Source organism: Microbacterium sp. 69-10 (assembly GCF_001897945.1).
In the GTDB taxonomy this organism is placed as follows: Bacteria; Actinomycetota; Actinomycetes; order Actinomycetales; family Microbacteriaceae; genus Microbacterium.
This window is the reverse complement of record NZ_MKRT01000024.1, coordinates 262,783-283,769: the sequence shown is the minus strand read 5'-3', so window position 1 is coordinate 283,769 and position 20,987 is coordinate 262,783. Positions and strand designations below refer to the sequence as shown.

The window sequence follows — 20,987 nt, the reverse complement described above, 5'->3', positions numbered from 1 at the left end:
GCCCTCACCGGTCTTCATCTCGGCGATGTTGCCGTTGTGCAGGGCGGCACCGCCCATGATCTGCACGTCGTAGGCGCGCATGCCGAGGGTACGGCGCGCGGCCTCGCGGACGGCGGCGAACGCCTCCGGCAGGAGCTGGTCGAGGGTCTCGCCCTTCTCGTAGCGTGCCCGCAGCTCGGCGGTCTCGCCGCGCAGCTCCTCATCGGTGAGCTTCTCGAAGTCGTCCTCCAGCGCGTTCACGGCCTTGACGGTCTGCTTGAGCCTGCGAAGGATGCGTCCTTCGCCGGCGCGCAGCATCTTCTCGAGAGGATTCGCCACGGATGTCTCCCTTGGATCTCGGGTGCCGGCAAGGGTCGTCGCCGGGCATACCGTGTCATGTTACCGGCCCGTGACATGCATCCGCTGTGCGCTGCGGAGCCGGCCGGCCACGCTGAGCGCGAACAGGACACGCGGATCTCGCCGTCGCCACAACGTTTCCGGGCATGCATATACTCGGCAATGCAATACCGGGAGATGATCGGAGACCGCATGTCCGTCCGCCAGAGCCTGCTCGCCATCCTCGATCAGGGTCCGTGCTACGGATACCAGCTGCGCGCCGAATTCGACCGCCGCACCGGATCGACGTGGCCGCTCAACGTCGGCCAGATCTACAACACCCTCGAACGGCTGGAGCGGGACGGCCTGGTGCGGAAGGGCGACGTCGACGACCAGGGGCACGTCTACTACGCGATCACGGATGCCGGTCGCGGCGAGGTGCGGAACTGGCTGGACTCCCCCGTCCCGCAGCAGGCCGGCACGCGCGATGAGCTGCCGATCAAGCTCGCATTGGCGGCGACCCTCCCCGGCGTGGACGTCGCGTCCGTGATGCGCCTCCAGCGCGAGGCGTCGCTCGCGGCGCTCGAAGAGCTGCGCGCGGCCCGACCGCTGAGCACGTCCGGCGGCGAGGACCTGGCCGCGGCTCTCGTCGCCGACGCACTCATCTTCCGCGCCGAGGCGGAGGTGCGGTGGCTCGACCATGTGGCGTCGCAGTTGCCGCCCGGCTCGTCGCGCACCCGCGAGCTGCCGCTCAGCGCGCAGACCCCGCGGAGAGGGCGGCCACCGCGCGCGGAGGACGCCGCCTAGCGACCCGCGGGCGGGCGGGTGTTCGCCGAAGGCGCATCGGATGCACAGCACCCGCATCACACGAGGCTCGTAGGATCGGTTCATGGCCGGATTCTGGGGCAGACGTAGACGTGAAGAGGAAGCGCTCGCAGCGCAGGACGCGGATCTCGCGCGCCGTGCCGAGCAGGCGCTGGTGGCCGCGGACGAACGCATCCGCACCACGTCCGATGAGCTGGCGTTCGCGCAGGCGGAGCTCGGCGACTCCCTGACCGCGGACCTGAAGGCGGCCCTGGATGCCGTGCGCCTGCACCTGCGCGAGGCGTTCCAGCTTCATCAGCTGAACCACGACGAGATCCCGGACACGGTCGAGGAGCTGCGCACCCGCAACGCGCGGATCGCGCAGCTGTGCGAATGGGCGGAGTCCCTGCTCGACGAGAAGACCGGCACGCTGGCCGAGACCATCGCCAAGGTGCGTCGCGCGCCTGAGGTGACGGCGCAGGTCCGCCGGGACGCCGAGGCGCTCGGGGCCCGCATCCCGCAGGCCCGCGACACGATCGCTCGGCTGTCGTCGCGGTACTCCGAGACGGCCATGCGACGCATCGCGTCGTCGGGCGACGAGGCCGAGCAGCTCATCGCGTTCGCCACCCACGGAGCCGATGTCTCCGAGCGACGCCGGGCCGCCAAGCAGAACGAGGAGGCCAACCTCGCCCTCGAGACCGCCACGGAGGCGGTGCGCCGCGCCGGTGCGATGCTCGACGCGGTCGAGGACTTCGAGATCCAGGCCCTGCGCGCGGAGTCGACGCTCGCGAACGTGGTCGCCGACTCGCGCGGAGACATCGTCGCGGCGCGCAACGCACCGCAGACGCCCGAGGTCACCGCAGCCGCAGCCGCCCTCGAAGCGGCTCTGGGCGCGCTGGCGCCGACCGGCACCCCGAATGACCCGTTCGCCGAGCTCACGCGGCTGCGGGCGGCGAACAGCGCACTGGACGACGCGATCGCTAAGGCGCAGTACCGGATGCAGCATCCGCTCCCCTCCGTCGAACAGGTGCAGCACGCGCTGGACGACGCCGACCGCCAGCTGGGAGTGGCCCGCGGCCTGATCGCCGGTCACCGCGGCTGGATCGGGGCGGACGCCCGCACCCGTCTCGCCGAGGCGGAGCGGCTGCGCGTCGACGTGCCCGGCATGATCTCCGCGGAGGACACCCGCGAGCAGGCGCTCTCGTCCGCGCGTCGCGTCGCGCAGCTGGCATCCGAGGCACTGCAGCTGGCCCAGCGCGACATCGACTCCTCCCGCCCGCAGCAGCAGCCTTGGGGCGGCGACGGCTGGGGCGGCGGCGGACGCCGCAGCGGGGGCGGCGGCGACATTGTCAGCGGTGTGCTCGGCGGCCTGGTGATCGGCAGCATCCTGGACGGCATCTTCGACTGATCGACCGCACGAAGAGGCGCCCTCCCCGATCGGGGAGGGCGCCTCTTCGTGTCAGTCGGTCAGGATGCCAGCGCCTCCGCGGGCGGCGCGGCCGTGGTCAGGGAGATCACGCCGTAGTCCCAGCCCTTGCGGCGGTAGACCACGCTCGGGTGGTCGGTGCGGGCGTCGACGAAGAGGAAGAAGTCGTGCCCGACCAGTTCCATCCGGTCGACGGCCTCCTCCACGGTCATCCATTCGGCGTCGAAGTTCTTCGTGCGGATGACGACGGGCGAGTACGTCTCCTCCTCGTCCTCCACGACCGGGATGGCCCCGGTCGCGACAGCCGTGAGCACATCCACGGAGGCCGGCTGCACGTCGATGCCGGCGAGCGATCCGCTGCCCTTCTCGAAGTGGGCGCCTCGGGCCTGGTTGCGGCCGTCGATCCTCTTCTCCTTCGCGCGCCGGAGCTGCTCCGCGAGCTTGTCCAGCGCCATGTCCAGCGCGGTGAACTTGTCCGCGTCGACAGCCTCCGCCCGGATGACCGGTCCCTTCCCGAGGAGCGTGAGCTCCACCGTCTCATCAGGGACGCGACCGTTGCGATAGGCCCGATGGGTGACCTTGATCTCGAGCCGGAGAGCTCGCGGCGCGAGCGTCTGAATACGCGCCGTCTTCTCCTCGACAACCGTGCGGAACCGGTCGGAGATGCTCACTCCGACGCCGACGATGCTCGTTTCCATCACTGCCTCCTTGTCCCGGTCCTCCCGGCCAAGGGCGGACCGTGGTCGCCTTGTGAACCCCTACGCTAGTCCCCGCGCCCGGACATGTCACTATCCGTTCACCTGGATTTTCCGTGTGTCGTGACGTCCGGGCGTGGCGGCCAGCGCGACCGCGCACAGGGGCCGGTATCCGGCTGCGCGAAGCGCCCGGGCTGCCTCGTCGAGGGTCGCGCCCGTCGTGACCACGTCGTCGACGATCACGACCTCGCGACCCGCTCCGGGAGCACCCGCGATCCGCATGCTGCCCGCGACGTTGCGGGCCCGCTCCTCCCGGTTCAGGTCACGCTGATCCCGCGTGCGGCGGGCCGTGCGCAGCATCCGCTCTCCTCGGCCGCCGGCTCGCCGGATCAGCAGCTCGGGCACGCGGTAGCCGCGGCGCCGGAACGCCGCGCGGCTCGTCGGCACGGGGACGAGAAGGGCGCTCCGCGGCGCATGCGCGGCCAGGGTGACCGACAGCGCACTCCCCAGCGGGCGGGCCAGCGCGGTCGCTCCCTCCTCCTTGACACGGCGGATGCATCGGGCCGGCACGCCCTCGTACCTCAGCGCCGCGTGCACGACGAGACCGCCGGGCGTGCTCAGATCGAGCGGGTCGGCGATCAGCATCCGCCGGCACTCGTCGCACAGCAGCTCCCCCGTGCGATCGCAGCCGGGGCATGCGGCCGCCAGCAGCAGCGCCAGCAGCTCCTCGGCGATCCGTCGCGCGCGTCCGTGACCCATCCGACGATCCTGGCCCGCCCGCGCCGCGCACGGGCGCCGGTTCACGGCATCCGTGCACAAAGTCCCGGAGGCCGGGTGATGTGCAGGACCAGTCGGAGCTCAGTACCCGGCGCGGGTCCCGAGCACGCGGATGCCCTCGATGGACACCTGCCACGACGATCCGCGCTGCGCGTAGACGGAGCCGTCCGAGCCGAGCACGCGCAGGCCTGTCGTGGCCTTGGCCCCGGCGAGCGTCGCCGCGGCATCCGGTGGGGCGGTCGCGACGGAGGGACCGCCCACCGGGTACATCGTCAACGCCGGATCCGGCGTGCTGGTGAGCACAGCGAGGGTGTCCGAGCCGACCCATCCCAGCCCGAGCGTCGGGCCCGGAAGACGGCTCACCACGTGCGGCGGACCGAGCTCGGTGGGCTCGGAAGACTTGCCGCGCAGCACCGCGGCCACGACCAGCTGACGCTGTCCCGCCTGCGTCGCGACCGCGGCGACGCGGGCGCCGTCGGCCGAGATCCGGAGCTGGCTGATGGAGTCGTAGCCCGGCCAGGCCTTCGCGATCGGATGCGACGGCGGACCCTGCGCGCCCCACGCCTGCAGTTCACCCGGCGCGCCGCGCGGGACGGTCCAGGTGAAGCCGAACGGGTCCAGGGACGGTTCGATCAGGTCGGCGCGCGCGTCGAGCTTCGTGGAGTTCCCGTCCGCCAGGGCCCACACGGTGCCGTCCTGCATCTGCACAGCCGCGAGGGTGGCATCCAGCGACACGTCCACGGCGCGGATCGGAGCCGTGATCTTGGCGATCTGAGCGGTCAGCCCGCCGACCGGCTCGATCGTTTCGCCCGACACGGCCCGTCCGAACGTCTCGGCGTTCTGCACGAGCACCCCGGCCTCCTGGATGTTCTCGTCCAGGGGGACGGTGCCGGCCTCCAGCGGCGCGCCGTCGACGGTGAATCGCACTTCGGCGACGCCGGCGCCGGACAGGCTCCCCTCCAGCTGCGTGCGCATGCGGGCGAGATCGGATGCCGACGCCGACAGCGCGCTGCGTGAGAGCGCGACCGTCGCCACCTGCGAGGAGTCGACGGTCACGGCGTCGCCCGCGAGGGTGATGTCCTCGGTGAAGGCGTTGTGCACCGCGGGCGCCAGCCAGTCACTGGGCTTGCCCGAGATCAGCGCCCGTGCCACGGACGTCGCCATGGCCGTGCGGCGCGGGAACCAGCGCACATCGGGGACGAGGTGCGACCAGCTGGTGTCGAAGTACTTCAGCGCGTACTTCTGGTAGACCTGTCCGAACGTCGCTGCGTCCAGCACGATCCCGTCGGAGGCCTTGGCGATCCTCCACTCGCCCTTGACCCGCTTGAGCTGGTAGGTGGCCTTCGCGGTGCCCGACTCCGCGTTGTACGCTCCGGAGGCATCCACACCTGCCACCTGATCGAACTGGGCGTGCACCTCCGCGTTCTTCGCCGACTTGTCATCGGAGTCGACCGAGGACTGGAAGTTCCGCTGCTCGACGGACTCGTCGATCGTCACCGAAGTCCCCGGCTTCCACGTCGGCCGGAAGTCGTCGGTGAGGAACTCCTGCGCGATCTCCCAGTTGTCCGCCGGGGTCATCGACGCCTCCAGGAAGCCCTTCACGATGCCCTCCGGGCTGTCGCCCGGCTTGGGTCCTGACGCGATCGGGGTGTAGATCAGCGTGTCCTCCTCGCCCCCGATCGCGAGGCCGGGGTTCGGCGGTCCCGAAGTGGGCAGACCCGTGCAGCCGGCGAGCAGCAGGCTGACGACGGCGACGGCGAGAAGACGGATGCCGCGGATGCGCCTCATGAGCGATCGCCCCCTTCCGGGTCGGAGCGGCGCACGACGATCGGCTGCGTGACGCTGCCGAGGTCGGCGAGGGTCTCCGGCGGTTCGAGCGGGATCGGCCCCTGACCGGTGGCCTCGCCGCCGGCGCGCGGGATCGTGAGCACGAAGTTGCTGCCCACGCCGAGCTCGGACCACACCTGCAGAGTGCCGCCGTGCAGCCTGGCGTCGCCCAGCGCGATCGAGAGCCCGAGCCCCGTCCCGCCGATGGTGCGCTTGCGCGAGGGGTCGGCACGCCAGAATCGGTCGAACACGTGCTCGGCGTCCTCGGGGCGCATGCCCATCCCGAAGTCCCGAACACCCACGGCGACGGCGTGCTGATTGCTGTCGACCGTGACCACCACCGGCTGCCCCTCCCCGTGCTCGATCGCGTTGCCGATGAGGTTGCGGAGCACCCGGCGCACCCGGCGCGGGTCCATGTCGACGGGCGAGTACCCTCCAGGGGCCACCATCCGCAGCTCGATGCCGTGCGTCTCCGCCAGCGGCCTCATCTGCTCGACCAGCTCCTCGGCCAGCTGCGCGAGGCTAGTCGCCTCAACCTCGAGCTGCACGGATCCGGCGTCGTAGCGGCTGATCTCCAGCAGGTCCGAGAGCAGCGTCTCGAAGCGCTGCACCTGGGTGTGCAGCAGCTCGGCCGTCCGGGCGGTGGTCGGGTCGAACTGGTCCTTCTGATCGTTGATCATCTCGGCGGCGAGCCGGATGGTCGTGAGCGGCGTGCGCAGCTCGTGCGAAACGTCCGAGACGAAGCGCTGCTGCACGAGCGAGAGTTCGGCGAGCTCCTTGATCTGCGCCTCGATGCTGTCGGCCATGGCGTTGAAGGAGTGCCCGAGGCTGGCCAGCTCGTCGGCGCCGTGCACGCGCAGCCGCACGCCGAGGTCTCCCGACGCGAGCCTCGCGCTGGTCTCCGCGGCCTCGATGATCGGCACCGACACGGACCTCAGCACCAGCCAGAGGATGCCCGCGATCAGCGTGACCAGCGCGAGCCCGGCGAGCCACAGGGTGCGCTGCACGAACTGCAGGGTCTCGTCGGTGTCGGCCAGGTCGTACGCGATGTAGACCTCGTAGCGCGCGACACCCCTGATCTCGAGGATCTGGCCCACGACGATCCCCGCCGAGTCCGGAGCGTCGCTGTGGGAGAGCGCGATGGACTGCCACGCCTGCCGGGCCGGAACATCCTTCACCCGGGTGAGCAGCTCGCCGCTGAGCTGCGCGGGGCTGAACTGCTGGCTGTTGAAGCCCGGCGGGATGTAGCCGTCGCCGAGCGGCTCGGACACCACGCCAACGATGAGCTTCGACGATGCCGCACGGCCCAGCTCGTTCTGCGCCTGACGCCACAGGCTGGACAGGGCGGCGCGGTCGTCGCCCGCCACACCGGACTCGAGCACCCGCTGAGCCTGCGCGACGGCGGCGCGCGAGTTGTGCAGCGCCTCGTCCTTGCGCGCTTCGAAGAGGTCGTTGCGGATGACCAGCCCCATGATGACGCAGGTGACGAGGATCGTCAGCGCCGTGGCCACCAGTGTGATGACGGTGGCGCGGAACCGCATCGAGTGTCGCCATTCGGCGATCACTGCCCCGGGCCAGCTGCGCGGGGACCGCCAGTCCACGGCCTGCACCCGCGTCGCGGTCGTCGCGATCACGGGATCTCCTAGCTGACGCTCCCGGCGCGGTACCCGACGCCGCGCACGGTCATGACGATGCGCGGGTTGTCCGGGTCGAGCTCGACCTTCGCACGCAGCCGCTGCACGTGCACGTTCACCAGGCGGGTGTCGGCCTTGTAGTGGTAGCCCCAGACCTGCTCGAGCAGCATCTCGCGGGAGAAGACCTGCTGCGGCTTGGAGGCCAGTGCGACCAGCAACTGGAACTCCAGCGGCGTCAGCGCGATCGGCGTGGATCCGCGGCGCACCTCGTGGGCGTCGACGTCGACGGTGAGGTCGCCCACGCGCAGCACCTCGGCGGTCGCCTGCGGAGCGGGGCGGAGGCGGGTGCGGATGCGGGCGACGAGCTCCTTCGGGTTGAAGGGCTTGACGATGTAGTCGTCCGCGCCCACCTCGAGCCCTCGGACGACGTCGGCGGTGTCGGTGCGCGCGGTGAGCATGATGATCGGCACGCCGGACTCGGCACGGATGCGGGTGCAGATCTCGATGCCGTCCATGCCGGGGAGCATGAGGTCCAGCAGCACGAGGTCGGGGCGCGAACTCCGCCACTCGTCCACGGCCTGCGCCCCGTCGGCGCAGAACAGCACGTCGAATCCCTCGGTGCGCAGCACGATCCCGATCATCTCGGCGAGCGCCGTGTCATCGTCCACCACGAGGATCCGTGAGGTCATCTTCTGCCCAGCCTCATCTTTCTCTGCGAAGCAGCGCGTCGATTCCCCTGCCGCGCGCGACTCGGATCAGCCTACTTGAGAAACCGGGTCTCGTACCGGAGTGGATCGCGTGCCCGCGCAATCCACGCGCCCTGTGCCACGATGGACATGCACATGGAGGGGAGTGCCGATGAGCGGTCAGACCTGGACGCCCGCGCCCAAGAAGGGCGCCATCCCGTTGCATCCGATGACCTTCGGCATGGTGCTCGGCCGGGCCTTCGCCGCCCTGCGGCACAACCCGAAGGTGCTGTTCGGATTCGCGATCGTGGTCGAGTTCATCGTGACGCTGGCCACCGTGGGCGTGCTGATCCTGATGGTCTGGTTCATCGCGGTGCGCATCCAGTCCGTGCCGCCCTCCTCCCCCGACTACTGGCCGATCCTCATCGGGTCCACGGCGCTCGGTGGCCTGGCCGCGGTCGTGATGGGCCTGGCCTCCGTCGCCTTCACCTCGGTGGTGCAGGGGCTGGTGGCTGCCGATGTCTCGTTCGCGACCGTGTCCCGCAAGGCGTCGCTGCGGCTGCTCTGGTCGCGCGTGAAGCCCGCGTTCTGGAGGCTGTTCTCCTACTCGCTGCTGCAGGGACTGGCGGCGCTGCTCTGGGTGGCCCTGCTCTTCGGCGTGGTGGGCGGCATTCTCGCCGCTCTGGGCCCCGACAACGGCGGCGCGATCGCTCTGGCCGTGATCCTGGGGCTGCTGCTGGGACTCGGCAGCATCCCGCTGTACGTGTGGCTGACCACCAAGCTCCTGGTGGTCCCCGCTGTGCTGGTGCTCGAGCGGGCGACGATCCGCGGCGCCGTGGTGCGCTCCTGGCGGCTCATCCGCGGCAGGTTCTGGTTCGCCTTCGGCGTGATGTTCGTGATCGGCGCGATCATGGGCATCGCGGTGCAGGTCGTCGCGATGCCGGCCTCGCTGTTCTCGGGCATCATCGGCGGCATCCTGAGCCCGACCGGTGGCGGCGACGAGACGAGCGCGATGATCACGGTGGTGCTCGCGAACGTCATCCCGCAGGTCCTGGTGCTCGCGGTCCAGGCGATCGCGCTGGTCGTCACGGGGACTGGCGGCACGCTGATCTACATCGACAGCCGGATGCGGTACGAGGGACTGGACCAGGCCCTGATCCGGTACGTCGAGCTCAGCGCGCAGGGCACTCCGGACGACCAGCTCGGCGACCCGTTCGCCGTGGACCCCGAGCGCGCGGTGTCGAAGAATCCCCCACCCGTGCAGAAGCCGGCCTACGCCGCCTACCCGGGCCAGTACCCGTACCCCGGTCAGTATCCGTACCCCACGCAGACGTACCCCGCGCAGTCGTACCCCGCGCAGGGCTATCCGGCACCGCCCGCGTACGGGTCCCAGCCGGCCTACGGTCAGCCGGCGTACGGCGCTCAACCGACGCATCCGCAGGCCCCGTACGGCGCCCAGCCGGGATACCCGACGACTGCCGCGCATCCCGGTGGCCCGGAGGCCCCGTCCACGGCGCCGGGTGCGGCGCAGGTTGCGCCCTCCGCACCCGCATCCCCGTACGCGGCTCCGCCGGCATCCGAGCAGCAGACCCCCGCGTCCGACCCGCGCGCCCCGCAGCCTCCGCACGTGATCCCGCCCTCCTCCGCCAGCCCGTGGGCTCCCCCGGGCGGAGACGCATGATCCTGCTCCCCCTCGCCGACGTCTTCGTCCCCGACGGGGACGATGCGCGACGTCAGGCCGCAGAGGAGCTGTCGAAGCAGGAGTATCAGGCCGCCAAGCCGACCTGGTTCGACGAGTTCGTCACCGGCATCGTGCAGTGGTTCGTGAATCTGTTCACCCGGAACGGCGCCGGCGGTGTGGCGCCGTTCGCGCTGACGCTGATCATCGTCGTCGTGATCGCGGCCCTGGTCGTGGCGCTGCTGGTGTGGGGGCGCCCCCGCGCCTCGCGTGCCGTGGCGCGCCGCCGCGACCTGCTCGGCGAGCGCGACGACCGCACGGCGGCCCAGCTGCGCGCCGACGCCGAGCGTCTGGCTCGCGAGCAGGACTGGGATGCCGCGATCGTGCTGCGCTATCGCGCACTGGCACGCGGCCTGTTGGAGCGCGACCTGATCGATCCCGCCCCGGGTGCCACCGCCCAGGGCATCGCGCGCGAGGCGCGCATTCCGTTCCCCGGCTTCGCCGACCGCCTGCACGATGCGGCCACCGTCTTCGACGCGGTCCGCTATCTTCGCACTCCCGCCGACGAGGCCGCATACCGTGCACTGGCCTCCACCGATGACGACCTGCGCTCCGCCGCACCGGTGCTGGGCTCCCCCGAGGCGGTGCCGGCATGACGCTCGCCCCGACCGCCCCCGCCGAGACCTCGAACGCCGAGGAGTCTCCCGCCAGCACCGCCGCGCGTTCGGCGCCGGGGCGCACCGGCCGCGTCGTCGGGTGGCTGCTCGTGATCGTGCTGCTGGTGGGCATCACCCTCCTGTCGATGCGGTTCATCGTCACGAGTCCCGACCTCGGCGGCACGCTGAACCCGCAGAGCCCCAGCCCGAGCGGGGCGAAGGCTCTGGCCGAACTGGTGCGCGACCGCGGTGTGGACGTCGAGGTCACCGACAGTCGTGCCGCCGCGGCATCCGCTCTGCGCCCGGGCACCACGCTGGTGCTGACCGATCCGTACGCCCTCACCGACAAGGCCGTGAACACCCTGCTGGAACGCGCCGACCGCGTCGTGCTGCTCACCAGCAGCGCCCGGATGCTGCGCCTGCTGGACCTCGGAGAGGACGCCCCTCTCGAAGGAGGCAGGGTCGACGCGCAGTGCGACGCCCCTGAGTTCGCACGCGTCGGCGACATCCGCGCCGAGCGGATGTTCACCCCCTCCGCGGGTGCCGACGGCTGCTTCCGCACCGAGTCCGGCGCTGCCGCTGTCGTGCGCAGCACCGAGGGGGGACGCACGGTCACCCTGGTCGAGGGCGCACGGCTGTTCTCGAACGACGCACTGGCCGAGGACGGCAACGCCGCGCTCGGACTCGCCCTGCTCGCGCAGACCGAGCGGGTCGTCTGGTATCAGCCGTCGCTCTCCGACAGCGACATCTCCTCAGACCAGAAGAACCTCGGCAGCCTCACCCCCGAGTGGGTCACGCCCGCGATCCTGATGCTGCTCGTCGCAGGCCTCGCCGCCATCTGGTGGCGGGGTCGCCGCTTCGGGCCGCTCGTCGCGGAGTCGCTGCCGGTGACCGTGCGCGCCTCCGAGACCATGCAGGGGCGTGCGCGGCTCACGGCGAAGGCCGCGGATGCCGCGCACGCCGGCGACTCGATCCGCGCCGGCACGGTCATCCGCCTGTCGGCGCGACTGGCGCTGGGGCCGCGCGCCTCGATCGAGGAGGTCGCGGACGCCGCATCCGATCGCCTCGGTGTGCCGCGCACCTCACTGTACGACCTGCTCGGCGGCCCGGCGCCGCAGAGCGACCACGAGCTCATCGACCTCGCCCGCCGTCTCGCCGAGCTGGAGACCGCGGTCGAGAACACCGTCCACATCGAAAGGAACCGCCCGTGAGCGACGAGCAGATCCCCACCACCCCGGCCCCCGACGTCCACGCCGGTGCGATCCCGGCGGACGACGACGCCCTGCGCCAGGCCATGCACCGGGTGCGCGCCGAGGTCGACAAGGCCGTGATCGGCCAGGCAGGCACCGTCACGGGTCTGCTGGTCGCCCTGCTCGCCCGCGGCCACGTGCTGCTGGAGGGCGTGCCCGGCGTCGCCAAGACGCTCGTGGTGCGCAGCTTCGCCCGCGCAGTGGGGCTGGACACCAAGCGCGTGCAGTTCACGCCCGACCTCATGCCGGGCGATGTGACGGGCTCGCTGGTGTACGACGCGCGCACCGGCGAGTTCGAGTTCCGCGAGGGGCCGGTGTTCACGAACATCCTGCTCGCCGACGAGATCAACCGCACGCCTCCCAAGACCCAGGCCGCGCTGCTGGAGGCCATGGAGGAGCGCCAGGTCTCGGCCGACGGCGTCAGCCGCACGCTGCCGGACCCGTTCCTCGTCGCGGCGACGCAGAACCCGGTCGAGCACGAGGGCACCTACACGCTGCCCGAGGCGCAGCTGGACCGATTCCTGATGAAGCTCGTGGTCGGCATGCCCGAGCGCGACGCCGAGGTCTCGGTGCTGCGTCTGCATGCCGACGGCTTCTCGCCGCGCCTGCTCACCGGCGTGCAGCCGGCCGTGAGCGGCGACGAGATCCGCGCGGCGCAGGACGCCGCGGCTCGCGTGCGGGTGACCGATGACGTGCTCGGCTACGTGGTGGACCTGGCGCGCGCGACGCGGCTGTCGCCCTCGGTCGAGCTGGGTGCGAGTCCGCGCGCATCGACGGCGCTGCTCGCCGCCGCGAAGGCGTGGGCATGGCTGAACGCCTCCACGGCGGTCACGCCCGACCACGTGCAGACCATGCTGATGCCGGTCTGGCGACACCGCCTGCAGCTGCGTCCCGATGCGCAGATGGAGGGCATGTCGGCGGATGCCGTGCTGCAGTCCGTCGTGCAGCAGACGCGGGTGCCGATCTGACATGTTCGTGACCGCACTGCTGGCGCCGCTGGTCGCGCTGGGGATCGTGCCGATCGTGCTGCTGAGCGCGCTCGGCTATCCGGCGTGGGCGGTGTTCGGCGCGTGGCTGCTGCTGTGCGCGCTGCTGGTCGGGCTGGACGTCGCGCTCGCGGCGAGTCCGCGGGCGGTCGTGGTCACGCGTCAGGTGCCGACGAGAGCCCGCCTCGGCGAGCCGGTCGCGGTGAGCATCGCCGTGCAGAACACAGGCACGCGCACGCTGCGCGGCTGGCTGCGCGATGCCTGGCAGCCCACGGCCGGCGCACCACTGGAGCGTGAACGGATCAGCATCCCGCCCGGTGAACGGCGTCGCATGCAGATTCCCCTGCTCCCCCGCCGGCGCGGCGAACTCGTCAGCGACTTCGCGGTGATCCGCTCGCGGGGGCCGCTGGGCCTGGCGGGCCGCCAGGCCGGCCACGACGTGCGCGGCGCGCTGCGCGTGCTGCCCGCCTTCACGTCCCGCAAGCACCTCCCCTCTCGTCTCGCGCGGCTGCGGGAGCTGGACGGGAACACCTCGATCCAGGTGCGCGGCCAGGGCACCGAGTTCGACTCGCTGCGCGAGTACGTGCGCGGCGACGACATCCGGTCGATCGACTGGCGGGCGACCGCGCGGGCCGGCACCACCATGCTGCGCACCTGGCGTCCGGAGCGCGACAGGCATGTCGTGATCCTGATCGACACCGGCCGCACGGCAGCAGCGCGCGTCGGCGACAGCACCCGCCTGGACGCCTCGCTCGAGGCCGCCCTGCTGCTGGCCGCCCTGGCCTCGCGAGCGGGCGACCACGTGCACCTGCTGATGTACGACCGCGTCGCGCGGGCCCGCGTCACGGGCGTCGACGGTGCAGGGCTCCTCCCCGCGCTCACGGACGCCATGGCCCCGGTGCACGCGCGGCTGGTCGACACCGACTGGGCGGGGGCGTTCGCGTCCGTGCGCAGCATGACGACCCGCCCGTCGCTGATCGTCGTGCTGACCGCTCAGGATGCCGCGGAGTCCGCGCGCGGGTTCCTCGGCGCCTTCCCCGACGCGTCGCGGGCCACCACGCTGCTGGTCGGCTCCGCCACCGATGACTCGATCATGCAGGTCGCGAAGCGTCGCGACTCGCGCATCGACGTCTACCTCGCCGCGGCCGCCGAGCAGACCATGCGCGACGCACAGGTGGTGGCCGATGCCGTGCGGCGTGCGGGCGGTGAGGCCATCGCTGCCGACCCGGAGGCACTCCCCCCGCGCATCGCCGACCGCTACCTCGAGCTCAAGGCCGCGGGCCGCCTGTAGCCGGCATCCGCGGCACGTCACCCGCCCGGGCACGCCGGATGCGGAGGACGGGAAAGGCCCCCGCCCCGAACGGGGCGAGGGCCTTTCCGCGAGAGGCGCTCAGACGAGGTCGAAGCGATCCAGCTCCGTGACCTTGCCCCACGCGGCGGCGAAGTCGCGGACGAACTTCTCGGCAGCGTCATCCGAGGCGTACACCTCGGCGAGCGCGCGCAGTTCGGAGTTCGAGCCGAACAGCAGGTCGACGCGCGTACCGCGGCCCACCAGCTCGTCGGAGCCGTCCTTGCGGCCCTCGAACGCGTGGGAGCCCGGGTCCAGCGGCTTCCAGGTGGTGCCGAGGTCGAGCAGGTTCACGAACACGTCGTTGCTGAGCACACCGGGGCGCTCGGTGAACACGCCGTACTCCGAGCCGTCCCAGTTCGCGCCCAGCGCGCGCAGTCCGCCGACGAGCACGGTCATCTCGGGCGCGGTCAGCGTGAGCAGGTTGGCCTTGTCGAGCAGCAGGTGCTCGGCGGGGATGGCGGCGGTGTCGCGGGACACGTAGTTGCGGAACCCGTCTGCCTTCGGCTCCAGGAAGGCGAACGACGCGACGTCGGTCTGCTCCTGGGTGGCGTCGGTGCGACCGGGGTGGAAGACCACCTCGACCTGCACGCCGGCGTCGGCAGCGGCCTTCTCGACGGCCGCGTTGCCCGCGAGCACGACGAGGTCGGCGAACGAGACGCGCACGTCATCGGTGCGCGCATCGTTGAACTCGGCCTGGATGCCCTCCAGGACCGCGGTGATGCTGGCCACCCGTGCCGGGTTGTTCGCCTCCCAGTCCTTCTGAGGCGCCAGACGGATCCGGCCGCCGTTGATGCCGCCGCGCTTGTCGCTGCCGCGGAACGACGCAGCCGCCGCCCAGGTGAAGGCGACGAGGTCGGAGACGCTCAGACCCGAGGCGAGCACGCGCTGCTTGAGGGCAGCGGCGTCCTCCGCGCCGATCAGCGCGTGGTCGACGGCCGGCACGTTGTCCTGCCAGATGAGCTCCTCCGCGGGCACCTCTGCGCCGACGTAGCGGCTGCGCGGCCCCATGTCGCGGTGGGTCAGCTTGAACCACGCGCGCGCGAAGGCGTCGGCGAACGCCTCGGGGTCGTCCTTGAAGCGCTGCGAGATCTTGCCGTACTCCGGGTCGAAGCGCAGCGCGAGGTCGCTGGTGAGCATGCGCGGCTCGCGACGCCCACCGGAGTGCGCCAGCGGCACCATGTCGGCGCCGCCGTTGTTGATCGGACGCCACTGGTTGGCGCCGGCCGGGCTCTTGAACAGCTCCCACTCGTAGGCGTACAGGATGTGGAAGAACTCGTTGTCCCAGCGCGTCGGGTGGTAGGTCCAGGTGACCTCGAGACCCGAGGTGATCTGGTCGTCGCCCTTGCCGGTGCCGTTGTTGTTCTTCCACCCAAGGCCCTGCATCTCGAGGCCGGCCGCCTCGGGGTTGTCCTCGAGGTTGGAGTCGGATGCCGCACCGTGGGTCTTGCCGAAGGTGTGGCCGCCGGCGATCAGCGCGACGGTCTCCTCGTCGTCCATCGCCATGCGGGCGAAGGTCTCGCGGATGTCGCGGGCGGATGCCAGCGGGTCGGGGTTCCCGTTCGGGCCCTCGGGGTTCACGTAGATGAGCCCCATCTGCACGGCGGCCAGCGGCTTCTCGAGGTCGCGGTCGCCGGAGTAGCGCTCATCGCCCAGCCAGGTGGTCTCGGGGCCCCAGTACACGTCGTCGTCGGGCTCCCAGGCGTCGATGCGACCGCCCGCGAACCCGAAGGTCTTGAAGCCCATGTCCTCGAGCGCGGCGTTGCCGGCGAGGATCATCAGATCGCCCCAGGAGAGCGCCTGGCCGTACTTCTTCTTGATCGGCCAGAGCAGGCGGCGCGCCTTGTCGAGGCCGACGTTGTCCGGCCAGCTGTTCAGCGGGGCGAAGCGCTGCTGTCCGGTGCCGCCGCCACCGCGGCCGTCGGTCACGCGGTAGGTGCCCGCGCTGTGCCAGGCCATGCGGACCATCAGGGGTCCGTAGTGGCCGAAGTCGGCGGGCCACCAGTCCTGGGAGGTGGTGAGCACCTCGACGATGTCCTTCTTGACCTCGTCGAGGTCGAGCGCCTCGAAAGCCGCCTTGTAGTCGAAGTCGGCGCCGAGCGGGTTGCGCTGCTCGCCGTTCTTGGCGAGCACCTTGATGTTGAGCTGCTCGGGCCACCACACGCGGTTGGCCGAGCCCATCGTGGGGTGCGGCTGAGCGTGAATGACCGGGCAGGCGCCGGCGTCCGCCGGCTCGACGGGCTCCTCGGTGACGGTCTTCGTCTGGTCGATGTCGGCAGCGTTGTCTCCGATGCCGGGCATGTCGTCGCGAACGTCGGTCATGATGTCCTTCCGGTGGGGGTTGGTTCTTCAGGAATGGAAGTCTGCAGCGCCGCGCACGAGGCGCACAGGCCCCAGTACGTGACCTCCGCGACGGCGATGCGGTAGCCGTGCGCGTCGTCGGGGATCAGGCAGGGTGCGTGGCCGGTCGCGCAGTCGACGTCGGTGACCGCACCGCAGGAGGTGCAGATCAGGTGGTGGTGGTTGTCGTCGACGCGCAGCTCGAACATCATCGGATGCCCTGCGGGTTCGATCCGGCGCACAAGTCCTGCCGCGGCGAAGTCGCCCAGCGCGTTGTACACGGACTGCAGGCTGGTCGAGGCGACCACGTCCCGGACGGTCTCGTGCACGGCGTCGGCCGTGGCGTGCGGATGCGCGAGCAGTGCGTCGTACACGGCGCGGCGCGAATCGGTGACGCGCAGGCCCGCGGCGCGGATCGCCGCCTCCGCGGCATCCGTCATCAGCTCCTCGCGCATGCCTCCATCCTACCTTCTTTTGAGTGAATCAAGAAAAGGGCGGATGCCCCGGCGCGGCGCGCCTCACAGCATATCCACAGCACCGGCGACATCATGTCCTCGCACGGCGATCTCGCCGTGCACACGACCGGAAGGACATGGAAGATGTCTGAGTCAGTCAGCACCACAGAGAAGCCCTCCCTCGGCGCGAAGCTCGCCGCCGAGGGATTCGGCACGTTCCTGCTCGTGTTCGGCGGCGTCGGCACCGCGCTGTTCGCGTCGAACCACTTCACCGACCCCGGTGCGAACTCGGCGGTCTACGTCGCTGTCGCGCTCGCGTTCGGCCTGACCGTGCTCGTCGGGGTGTACGCCTTCGGGCCGATCTCCGGCGGTCACTTCAACCCCGCCGTCACCGTCGGCGCGGCGGCTGCTGGTCGCATCCCGTGGCGCGACGTCGCGCCGTACATCATCGCTCAGGTCGTCGGCGGCGTGATCGCCTCGACCGTGCTGGTCCTGATCGGACTGTTCGGCCCCGACAAGTGGCCGCAGACCGCCCAGGACGCAGGGTTCGCCAGCAACGGCTGGGACTCGCACTCCCCCGGCGGCTTCGGCATGATGTCGGCGATCATCATCGAGGTCATCCTCACCGGCATCTTCGTGATGGTCATCCTCGGCTCCACCCACGCGACGCGCGGCACGGCGAACGCCGGAATCGCGATCGGCCTCACCCTCACGCTGATCCACCTGATCTCGATCCCGGTGGACAACACGTCGGTCAACCCGGCTCGTTCGATCGCCGCGGCGATCTACGGCGGCGGCGAGTCCCTCGCGCAGCTGTGGGTGTTCCTGGTGTTCCCGATCGTGGGCGCACTGATCGTGGGCTACGCCTACAAGGCGCTGTTCGACGGCACGACCAAGGCCTGACGACGCCCGGAGGAGTTCAGCCTCACCACATGCAGGAGGGGACGGCTCAGGCCGTCCCCTCCTCGCGTTCCGGGCGCCGCACCGCGTCAGCCCGCGAACAGCGTGGGCGTGCCGGACTCGTACTCGATCAGGTCGCCCGTCTCACCGTCGCGCGCGGCGCGACGGCCGATGACCAGCATGTAGAACAGCACGATGCCGAGAGCGACGGCGCCGATTCCGATCTTGACCGGCCAGGGCAGCGCCGATCCGGTGACGAATCCCTCGACCAGTCCCGACAGCAGCAGCACGAAGACCAGGCCCATCGCGACGGTCGCGAGCGAGCGCCCGCCGGCCGCCAGGGACTCACCCCGCGTGCGCCGCCCCGGCACCGCCCACGACCAGAAGATGTGGAGCCCTGCTGCCGCGGCGATGAAGATCGCGGTCAGCTCGAGCATGCCGTGCGGCAGGATGTGCAGCATCATGACGTCCAGGCGATCGTGCGAGGCCATCACCGCCGCCGCCACGCCCAGTCCCATCGCGTTCTGCACGATCACCCACACCGGCCACACGCCGGTCACGCCGAACAGCACGCACTGCAGGGCGATCCAGGCGTTGTTCGACCACACCTGCCCGGCGAACGACGCCATCGGCTCGTAGTAGTCGACGAAGTCGTGCTCGGCGTACTGCTTGAGCACCTCCGGGCTCCCCAGGGATGCGATGCGAGCGGGGTCCGACGAGATCCAGGCGCCGCTGATCAGCACGATCAGCACGAAGACCGCAGCGACGACCGCGGTCGTCCAGCGCAGCCGGTACAGCGCCGCCGGCAGCTGCAGCCGGAAGAACCGCGAGGTCTGCGCGAGGATGTTGTCGGACGCGCCGGTGAAGCGCAGACGCGCGGCGGCGAGGATCGTGGACAGGTAGGCTCCCTGCGGCGAGTCGCCGACGGAGGTCTTCAGCTCGGCGAGATCCGCGGATGCCGCACGGTAGCGCGTGATGAGCTCGTCGACCTCGGTCCCGGTCAGCCGCCGCTTGCGGCTGAGGGCGTCCAGCCGCTCCCACTCGGAGCGGCGCATGTCGGTGAGAGCATCGGCATCCACGTGATTGACTCTACTCATGTCGCTTCCGATCACCGATGAGCAGGAGATCCTCTCCGGCGAGGCCGTCGCCATCGACGTGCAGCCGATCGGCTTCGTGCTGCGGGCCGCCGGCGCCCTGATCGACATGGTCATCGGGTTCGCGGTGTTCGCGGCGTTCGAGATCCTGCAGTTCTGGCTGCTCAGCCTGAACCTGCTGGATCTGCACACGCTGCCGATCCTCAGCATCTGGGCCGCCGTGATCAGCTTCCTGGTGCTGCCGATCACCGTCGAGATGGCCATGCGGGGCCGCAGCGTGGGCAAGCTCGCGGTGGGCGGGCGGATCGTGCGCGTCGACGGCGGCGCGATCACCTTCCGCCACACGTTCATCCGCGCGCTGGTGGGCGTGCTGGAGATCTACATGACCCTGGGCGGCGGCGCGGTGATCGCGGGAGCGGTGACCGCGCGCTCGCAGCGGCTCGGCGACCTGGTCGCCGGCACCTACTCGCAGCGGGTGCGCGCGCAGCGGCTGCCGTCGCACGTGCCCTATCTGCCGCCGTCGCTGTCGACGTGGGCGCCGATCGCGGACGTCGCGCGGCTCCCCGACCGCCTCGCCCGGCGCGTCTCCCAGTTCCTGGCGAACGCCGATCAGCTCCTCCCCGCCGCCCGCATCCGGGTGGCCGAGGAGCTCGCGGCCGAGGTCGCGGCCTTCGTCTCGCCTGTTCCACCGGTCTCGCCGGAGGACCTGCTGCGCGGGGTCACCGTGCTGCGCCGCCAGCGCGAGCAGCGCGCACTGGTCATCGCCGACGAGCGCGCCGAGCGGCTCACCGGGCGGCGCGTGCGCGTCTGACGCGGGCCGATGCCGTCGGCATCCGCTCCCGCTCAGAAGCGGATCGCGTCGATCACCTTCACCCGCAGCGCGACCAGCGCCGGGACGAAACCGGCGACTGCGCCGACGATCACCGCGGCCACGAGGCCGGTGATCGCCGCGCGCATGGGGAACGGCGGCACGTCCACGAGCGCCGGGAACAGCCACTCGGTCAGCATCGGCATCCGCAGGGCCGTGACCACGATCGCGATCCCGATCACACCGGCGACGGTCGTGGCGACCAGGCTCTCCAGCAGCACCGTGGTGAAGATCCGTCCGGCAGTGGCGCCGAAGGCCCGCCGCACGCCGATCTCGCGCACCCGCTGCCGCATCGCGACCAGCTGCACGTTGATCAGGCTCAGCGCACCGAGACCGAGGATCAGGGCCGCGACGCCGCCGATCAGCAGCTCGACCATGCGCTGTCCCTCCAGGTAGCCCGGGTTCGCACCCCAGTCCGTGCGATTGATGATCACCTGCTGCTCCGCCGGGAGGCCGGCGCGCAGATCCATCGCGAGGGCGGGACCGACGGCGGCGACGTCCTTCCTGCCGACCCAGATGTCGTAGCGCACCTGGGCGTCCTCGGGCAGCCTGTCCACGCGCGACGCGTAGGAGTCGAAGAGCACGTCGATGCGCTTCTCGTCATCCCACGCCCCCTGCCGGGGTCGCACGCCGACGATCTGATAGGTGCCGCCGGCAGGACCGGCCAGGGTGAGCGTCGGATGCTGCGCCATCGGCACGCTGCCGAGCACCTTCCAGAGCGCCTCCGACACAATCACGGGCGGAGCGAGCGCCTCGGCGTCATCGGCGCGGAACTCGCGGCCGGTGAGCAGCTTCTCGCGGTGGATCCTGGCGTACGCGGGATCCAGCAGCCGTGCCGAGGTGTCGTGCAGGCCGTCCGGCGCCTGGACGGGGATCATCAGGCCCTCGGCGATGCGGGCTACATCGCTGAACCCGTAGCGCTCGGACACCTTCGTGAACCGCTCATCGAAGGCGGCGGCGTCGACCGGCCCGTTCTCCCCGATCGCAGTGACGCCGATGGTGGCCTCTCGCCCGCCGTAGCGGTCCATCTCCTCGGTCTGCGACTGCATGGCGAGCTCCGAGACGGCCACGACGGCGGTCAGCGCCGCGACCGACACGGCGATGCCGATCAGGCTGAGCAGGACGCGCAGCTTGTGCACACGGATCTCCGCCCAGGCATCCGCGAGCGATCCGATCAGCCAGCTCATGACGCCCGCTCCACGGCATCCACCGCGACGGCGTCCGCGGAGGCTTCACCGGCCGGCACGC

General features: G+C 71.1%; 18 protein-coding genes and 1 pseudogene. 9 read left to right on the top strand and 10 right to left on the bottom strand.

The features are described from left to right. Positions 1-318 (bottom strand): annotated as a pseudogene (locus tag BGN97_RS12415) (preprotein translocase subunit SecA); the annotation flags it as partial. A 210-nt stretch (positions 319-528) separates the two neighbouring features. On the opposite strand from BGN97_RS12415, the gene BGN97_RS12410 reads away from it, so the two are divergent. Together BGN97_RS12410 and BGN97_RS12405 are read left to right on the top strand one after the other, a co-directional pair. Further along, complete coding sequence (locus tag BGN97_RS12410; RefSeq protein WP_292701907.1) at positions 529-1,122, top strand: PadR family transcriptional regulator; 594 nt, start codon at positions 529-531, stop codon at positions 1,120-1,122. 82 nt (positions 1,123-1,204) lie between these two features. Continuing rightward, positions 1,205-2,527 (top strand): hypothetical protein, encoded by a 1,323-nt coding sequence (locus BGN97_RS12405; RefSeq protein ID WP_292701904.1) that lies wholly within the window; start codon positions 1,205-1,207, stop codon positions 2,525-2,527. Between the two features lie 59 nt (positions 2,528-2,586). On the opposite strand, the gene raiA is transcribed toward BGN97_RS12405, so the two are convergent. The 5 genes from raiA to mtrA all read right to left on the bottom strand — a co-directional run bounded on the left by raiA (position 2,587) and on the right by mtrA (position 8,167). Beyond that, positions 2,587-3,243, bottom strand: a complete 657-nt coding sequence (raiA, locus tag BGN97_RS12400; RefSeq protein ID WP_292701901.1) for a ribosome-associated translation inhibitor RaiA — start codon at positions 3,241-3,243, stop codon at positions 2,587-2,589. 90 nt (positions 3,244-3,333) lie between these two features. Further along, complete coding sequence (locus tag BGN97_RS12395; RefSeq protein WP_292701898.1) at positions 3,334-3,999, bottom strand: phosphoribosyltransferase family protein; 666 nt, start codon at positions 3,997-3,999, stop codon at positions 3,334-3,336. Between the two features lie 99 nt (positions 4,000-4,098). Further along, positions 4,099-5,805 (bottom strand): LpqB family beta-propeller domain-containing protein, encoded by a 1,707-nt coding sequence (locus BGN97_RS12390; RefSeq protein ID WP_292701896.1) that lies wholly within the window; start codon positions 5,803-5,805, stop codon positions 4,099-4,101. Next, the gene (mtrB, locus tag BGN97_RS12385) at positions 5,802-7,445 is read right to left on the bottom strand and encodes an MtrAB system histidine kinase MtrB (protein WP_292702204.1); all 1,644 of its coding nucleotides are present in this window, start codon (positions 7,443-7,445) and stop codon (positions 5,802-5,804) included. The genes BGN97_RS12390 and mtrB overlap by 4 nt, the downstream gene beginning before the upstream one ends. Positions 7,446-7,486: 41 nt before the next feature. Then, complete coding sequence (mtrA, locus tag BGN97_RS12380; protein ID WP_292701893.1) at positions 7,487-8,167, bottom strand: MtrAB system response regulator MtrA; 681 nt, start codon at positions 8,165-8,167, stop codon at positions 7,487-7,489. Between the two features lie 169 nt (positions 8,168-8,336). Here mtrA and BGN97_RS12375 point away from each other — a divergent pair, with 169 nt between their 5' ends. The 5 genes from BGN97_RS12375 (at position 8,337) to BGN97_RS12355 (ending at position 14,025) form a co-directional block, all read left to right on the top strand. Continuing rightward, positions 8,337-9,845: a hypothetical protein gene (locus BGN97_RS12375; RefSeq protein ID WP_292701891.1), complete on the top strand. Its 1,509-nt coding sequence runs from the start codon at positions 8,337-8,339 to the stop codon at positions 9,843-9,845. Beyond that, the gene (locus BGN97_RS12370; protein WP_292701889.1) at positions 9,842-10,498 is read left to right on the top strand and encodes a DUF4129 domain-containing protein; all 657 of its coding nucleotides are present in this window, start codon (positions 9,842-9,844) and stop codon (positions 10,496-10,498) included. The genes BGN97_RS12375 and BGN97_RS12370 overlap by 4 nt, the downstream gene beginning before the upstream one ends. Next, entirely contained in the window at positions 10,495-11,709 is a 1,215-nt protein-coding gene (locus BGN97_RS12365) for a DUF4350 domain-containing protein (RefSeq protein WP_292701887.1), read from the top strand. The genes BGN97_RS12370 and BGN97_RS12365 overlap by 4 nt, the downstream gene beginning before the upstream one ends. Before the next feature lie 83 nt (positions 11,710-11,792). Further along, positions 11,793-12,716, top strand: a complete 924-nt coding sequence (locus BGN97_RS12360) for a MoxR family ATPase (protein WP_292702202.1) — start codon at positions 11,793-11,795, stop codon at positions 12,714-12,716. Position 12,717: 1 nt separating this feature from the next. Further along, positions 12,718-14,025: a DUF58 domain-containing protein gene (locus tag BGN97_RS12355; RefSeq protein WP_292701885.1), complete on the top strand. Its 1,308-nt coding sequence runs from the start codon at positions 12,718-12,720 to the stop codon at positions 14,023-14,025. Between the two features lie 99 nt (positions 14,026-14,124). On the opposite strand, the gene katG is transcribed toward BGN97_RS12355, so the two are convergent. Together katG and BGN97_RS12345 are read right to left on the bottom strand one after the other, a co-directional pair. Continuing rightward, positions 14,125-16,404, bottom strand: coding sequence for a catalase/peroxidase HPI (gene katG, locus BGN97_RS12350; RefSeq protein WP_292701882.1), 2,280 nt, complete (start codon positions 16,402-16,404; stop codon positions 14,125-14,127). After that, the gene (locus tag BGN97_RS12345) at positions 16,401-16,877 is read right to left on the bottom strand and encodes a Fur family transcriptional regulator (RefSeq protein ID WP_292701879.1); all 477 of its coding nucleotides are present in this window, start codon (positions 16,875-16,877) and stop codon (positions 16,401-16,403) included. The genes katG and BGN97_RS12345 overlap by 4 nt, the downstream gene beginning before the upstream one ends. A gap of 144 nt (positions 16,878-17,021) precedes the next feature. On the opposite strand from BGN97_RS12345, the gene aqpZ reads away from it, so the two are divergent. Further along, entirely contained in the window at positions 17,022-17,780 is a 759-nt protein-coding gene (aqpZ, locus tag BGN97_RS12340; protein ID WP_292701877.1) for an aquaporin Z, read from the top strand. An 86-nt stretch (positions 17,781-17,866) separates the two neighbouring features. Here aqpZ and BGN97_RS12335 read toward each other — a convergent pair whose 3' ends face one another. Continuing rightward, entirely contained in the window at positions 17,867-18,856 is a 990-nt protein-coding gene (locus BGN97_RS12335; RefSeq protein ID WP_292702199.1) for a stage II sporulation protein M, read from the bottom strand. Positions 18,857-18,872: 16 nt separating this feature from the next. Here BGN97_RS12335 and BGN97_RS12330 point away from each other — a divergent pair, with 16 nt between their 5' ends. After that, a complete protein-coding gene (locus BGN97_RS12330; protein ID WP_292701875.1) occupies positions 18,873-19,682 on the top strand; it encodes an RDD family protein in 810 nt (269 codons plus the stop codon). Between the two features lie 32 nt (positions 19,683-19,714). On the opposite strand, the gene BGN97_RS12325 is transcribed toward BGN97_RS12330, so the two are convergent. Further along, positions 19,715-20,926 (bottom strand): FtsX-like permease family protein, encoded by a 1,212-nt coding sequence (locus BGN97_RS12325; protein WP_292701872.1) that lies wholly within the window; start codon positions 20,924-20,926, stop codon positions 19,715-19,717. Between the last annotated feature and the right edge of the window lie 61 nt (positions 20,927-20,987).

Excerpts from the sequence above, each read along its gene's own strand:
- BGN97_RS12355 (WP_292701885.1), top strand. The coding sequence starts at position 12,718 with ATGTTCGTGACCGCACTGCTGGCGCCGCTGGTCGCGCTGGGGATCGTG.
- katG (WP_292701882.1), bottom strand. The coding sequence starts at position 16,404 with ATGACCGACGTTCGCGACGACATGCCCGGCATCGGAGACAACGCTGCC.
- BGN97_RS12410 (WP_292701907.1), top strand. The coding sequence starts at position 529 with ATGTCCGTCCGCCAGAGCCTGCTCGCCATCCTCGATCAGGGTCCGTGC.
- aqpZ (WP_292701877.1), top strand. The coding sequence starts at position 17,022 with ATGTCTGAGTCAGTCAGCACCACAGAGAAGCCCTCCCTCGGCGCGAAG.
- BGN97_RS12375 (WP_292701891.1), top strand. The coding sequence starts at position 8,337 with ATGAGCGGTCAGACCTGGACGCCCGCGCCCAAGAAGGGCGCCATCCCG.
- BGN97_RS12330 (WP_292701875.1), top strand. The coding sequence starts at position 18,873 with ATGTCGCTTCCGATCACCGATGAGCAGGAGATCCTCTCCGGCGAGGCC.
- BGN97_RS12405 (WP_292701904.1), top strand. The coding sequence starts at position 1,205 with ATGGCCGGATTCTGGGGCAGACGTAGACGTGAAGAGGAAGCGCTCGCA.
- BGN97_RS12325 (WP_292701872.1), bottom strand. The coding sequence starts at position 20,926 with ATGAGCTGGCTGATCGGATCGCTCGCGGATGCCTGGGCGGAGATCCGT.
- BGN97_RS12370 (WP_292701889.1), top strand. The coding sequence starts at position 9,842 with ATGATCCTGCTCCCCCTCGCCGACGTCTTCGTCCCCGACGGGGACGAT.
- mtrA (WP_292701893.1), bottom strand. The coding sequence starts at position 8,167 with ATGACCTCACGGATCCTCGTGGTGGACGATGACACGGCGCTCGCCGAG.
- BGN97_RS12390 (WP_292701896.1), bottom strand. The coding sequence starts at position 5,805 with ATGAGGCGCATCCGCGGCATCCGTCTTCTCGCCGTCGCCGTCGTCAGC.
- BGN97_RS12360 (WP_292702202.1), top strand. The coding sequence starts at position 11,793 with ATGCACCGGGTGCGCGCCGAGGTCGACAAGGCCGTGATCGGCCAGGCA.
- BGN97_RS12365 (WP_292701887.1), top strand. The coding sequence starts at position 10,495 with ATGACGCTCGCCCCGACCGCCCCCGCCGAGACCTCGAACGCCGAGGAG.
- BGN97_RS12395 (WP_292701898.1), bottom strand. The coding sequence starts at position 3,999 with ATGGGTCACGGACGCGCGCGACGGATCGCCGAGGAGCTGCTGGCGCTG.
- raiA (WP_292701901.1), bottom strand. The coding sequence starts at position 3,243 with ATGGAAACGAGCATCGTCGGCGTCGGAGTGAGCATCTCCGACCGGTTC.
- BGN97_RS12345 (WP_292701879.1), bottom strand. The coding sequence starts at position 16,877 with ATGCGCGAGGAGCTGATGACGGATGCCGCGGAGGCGGCGATCCGCGCC.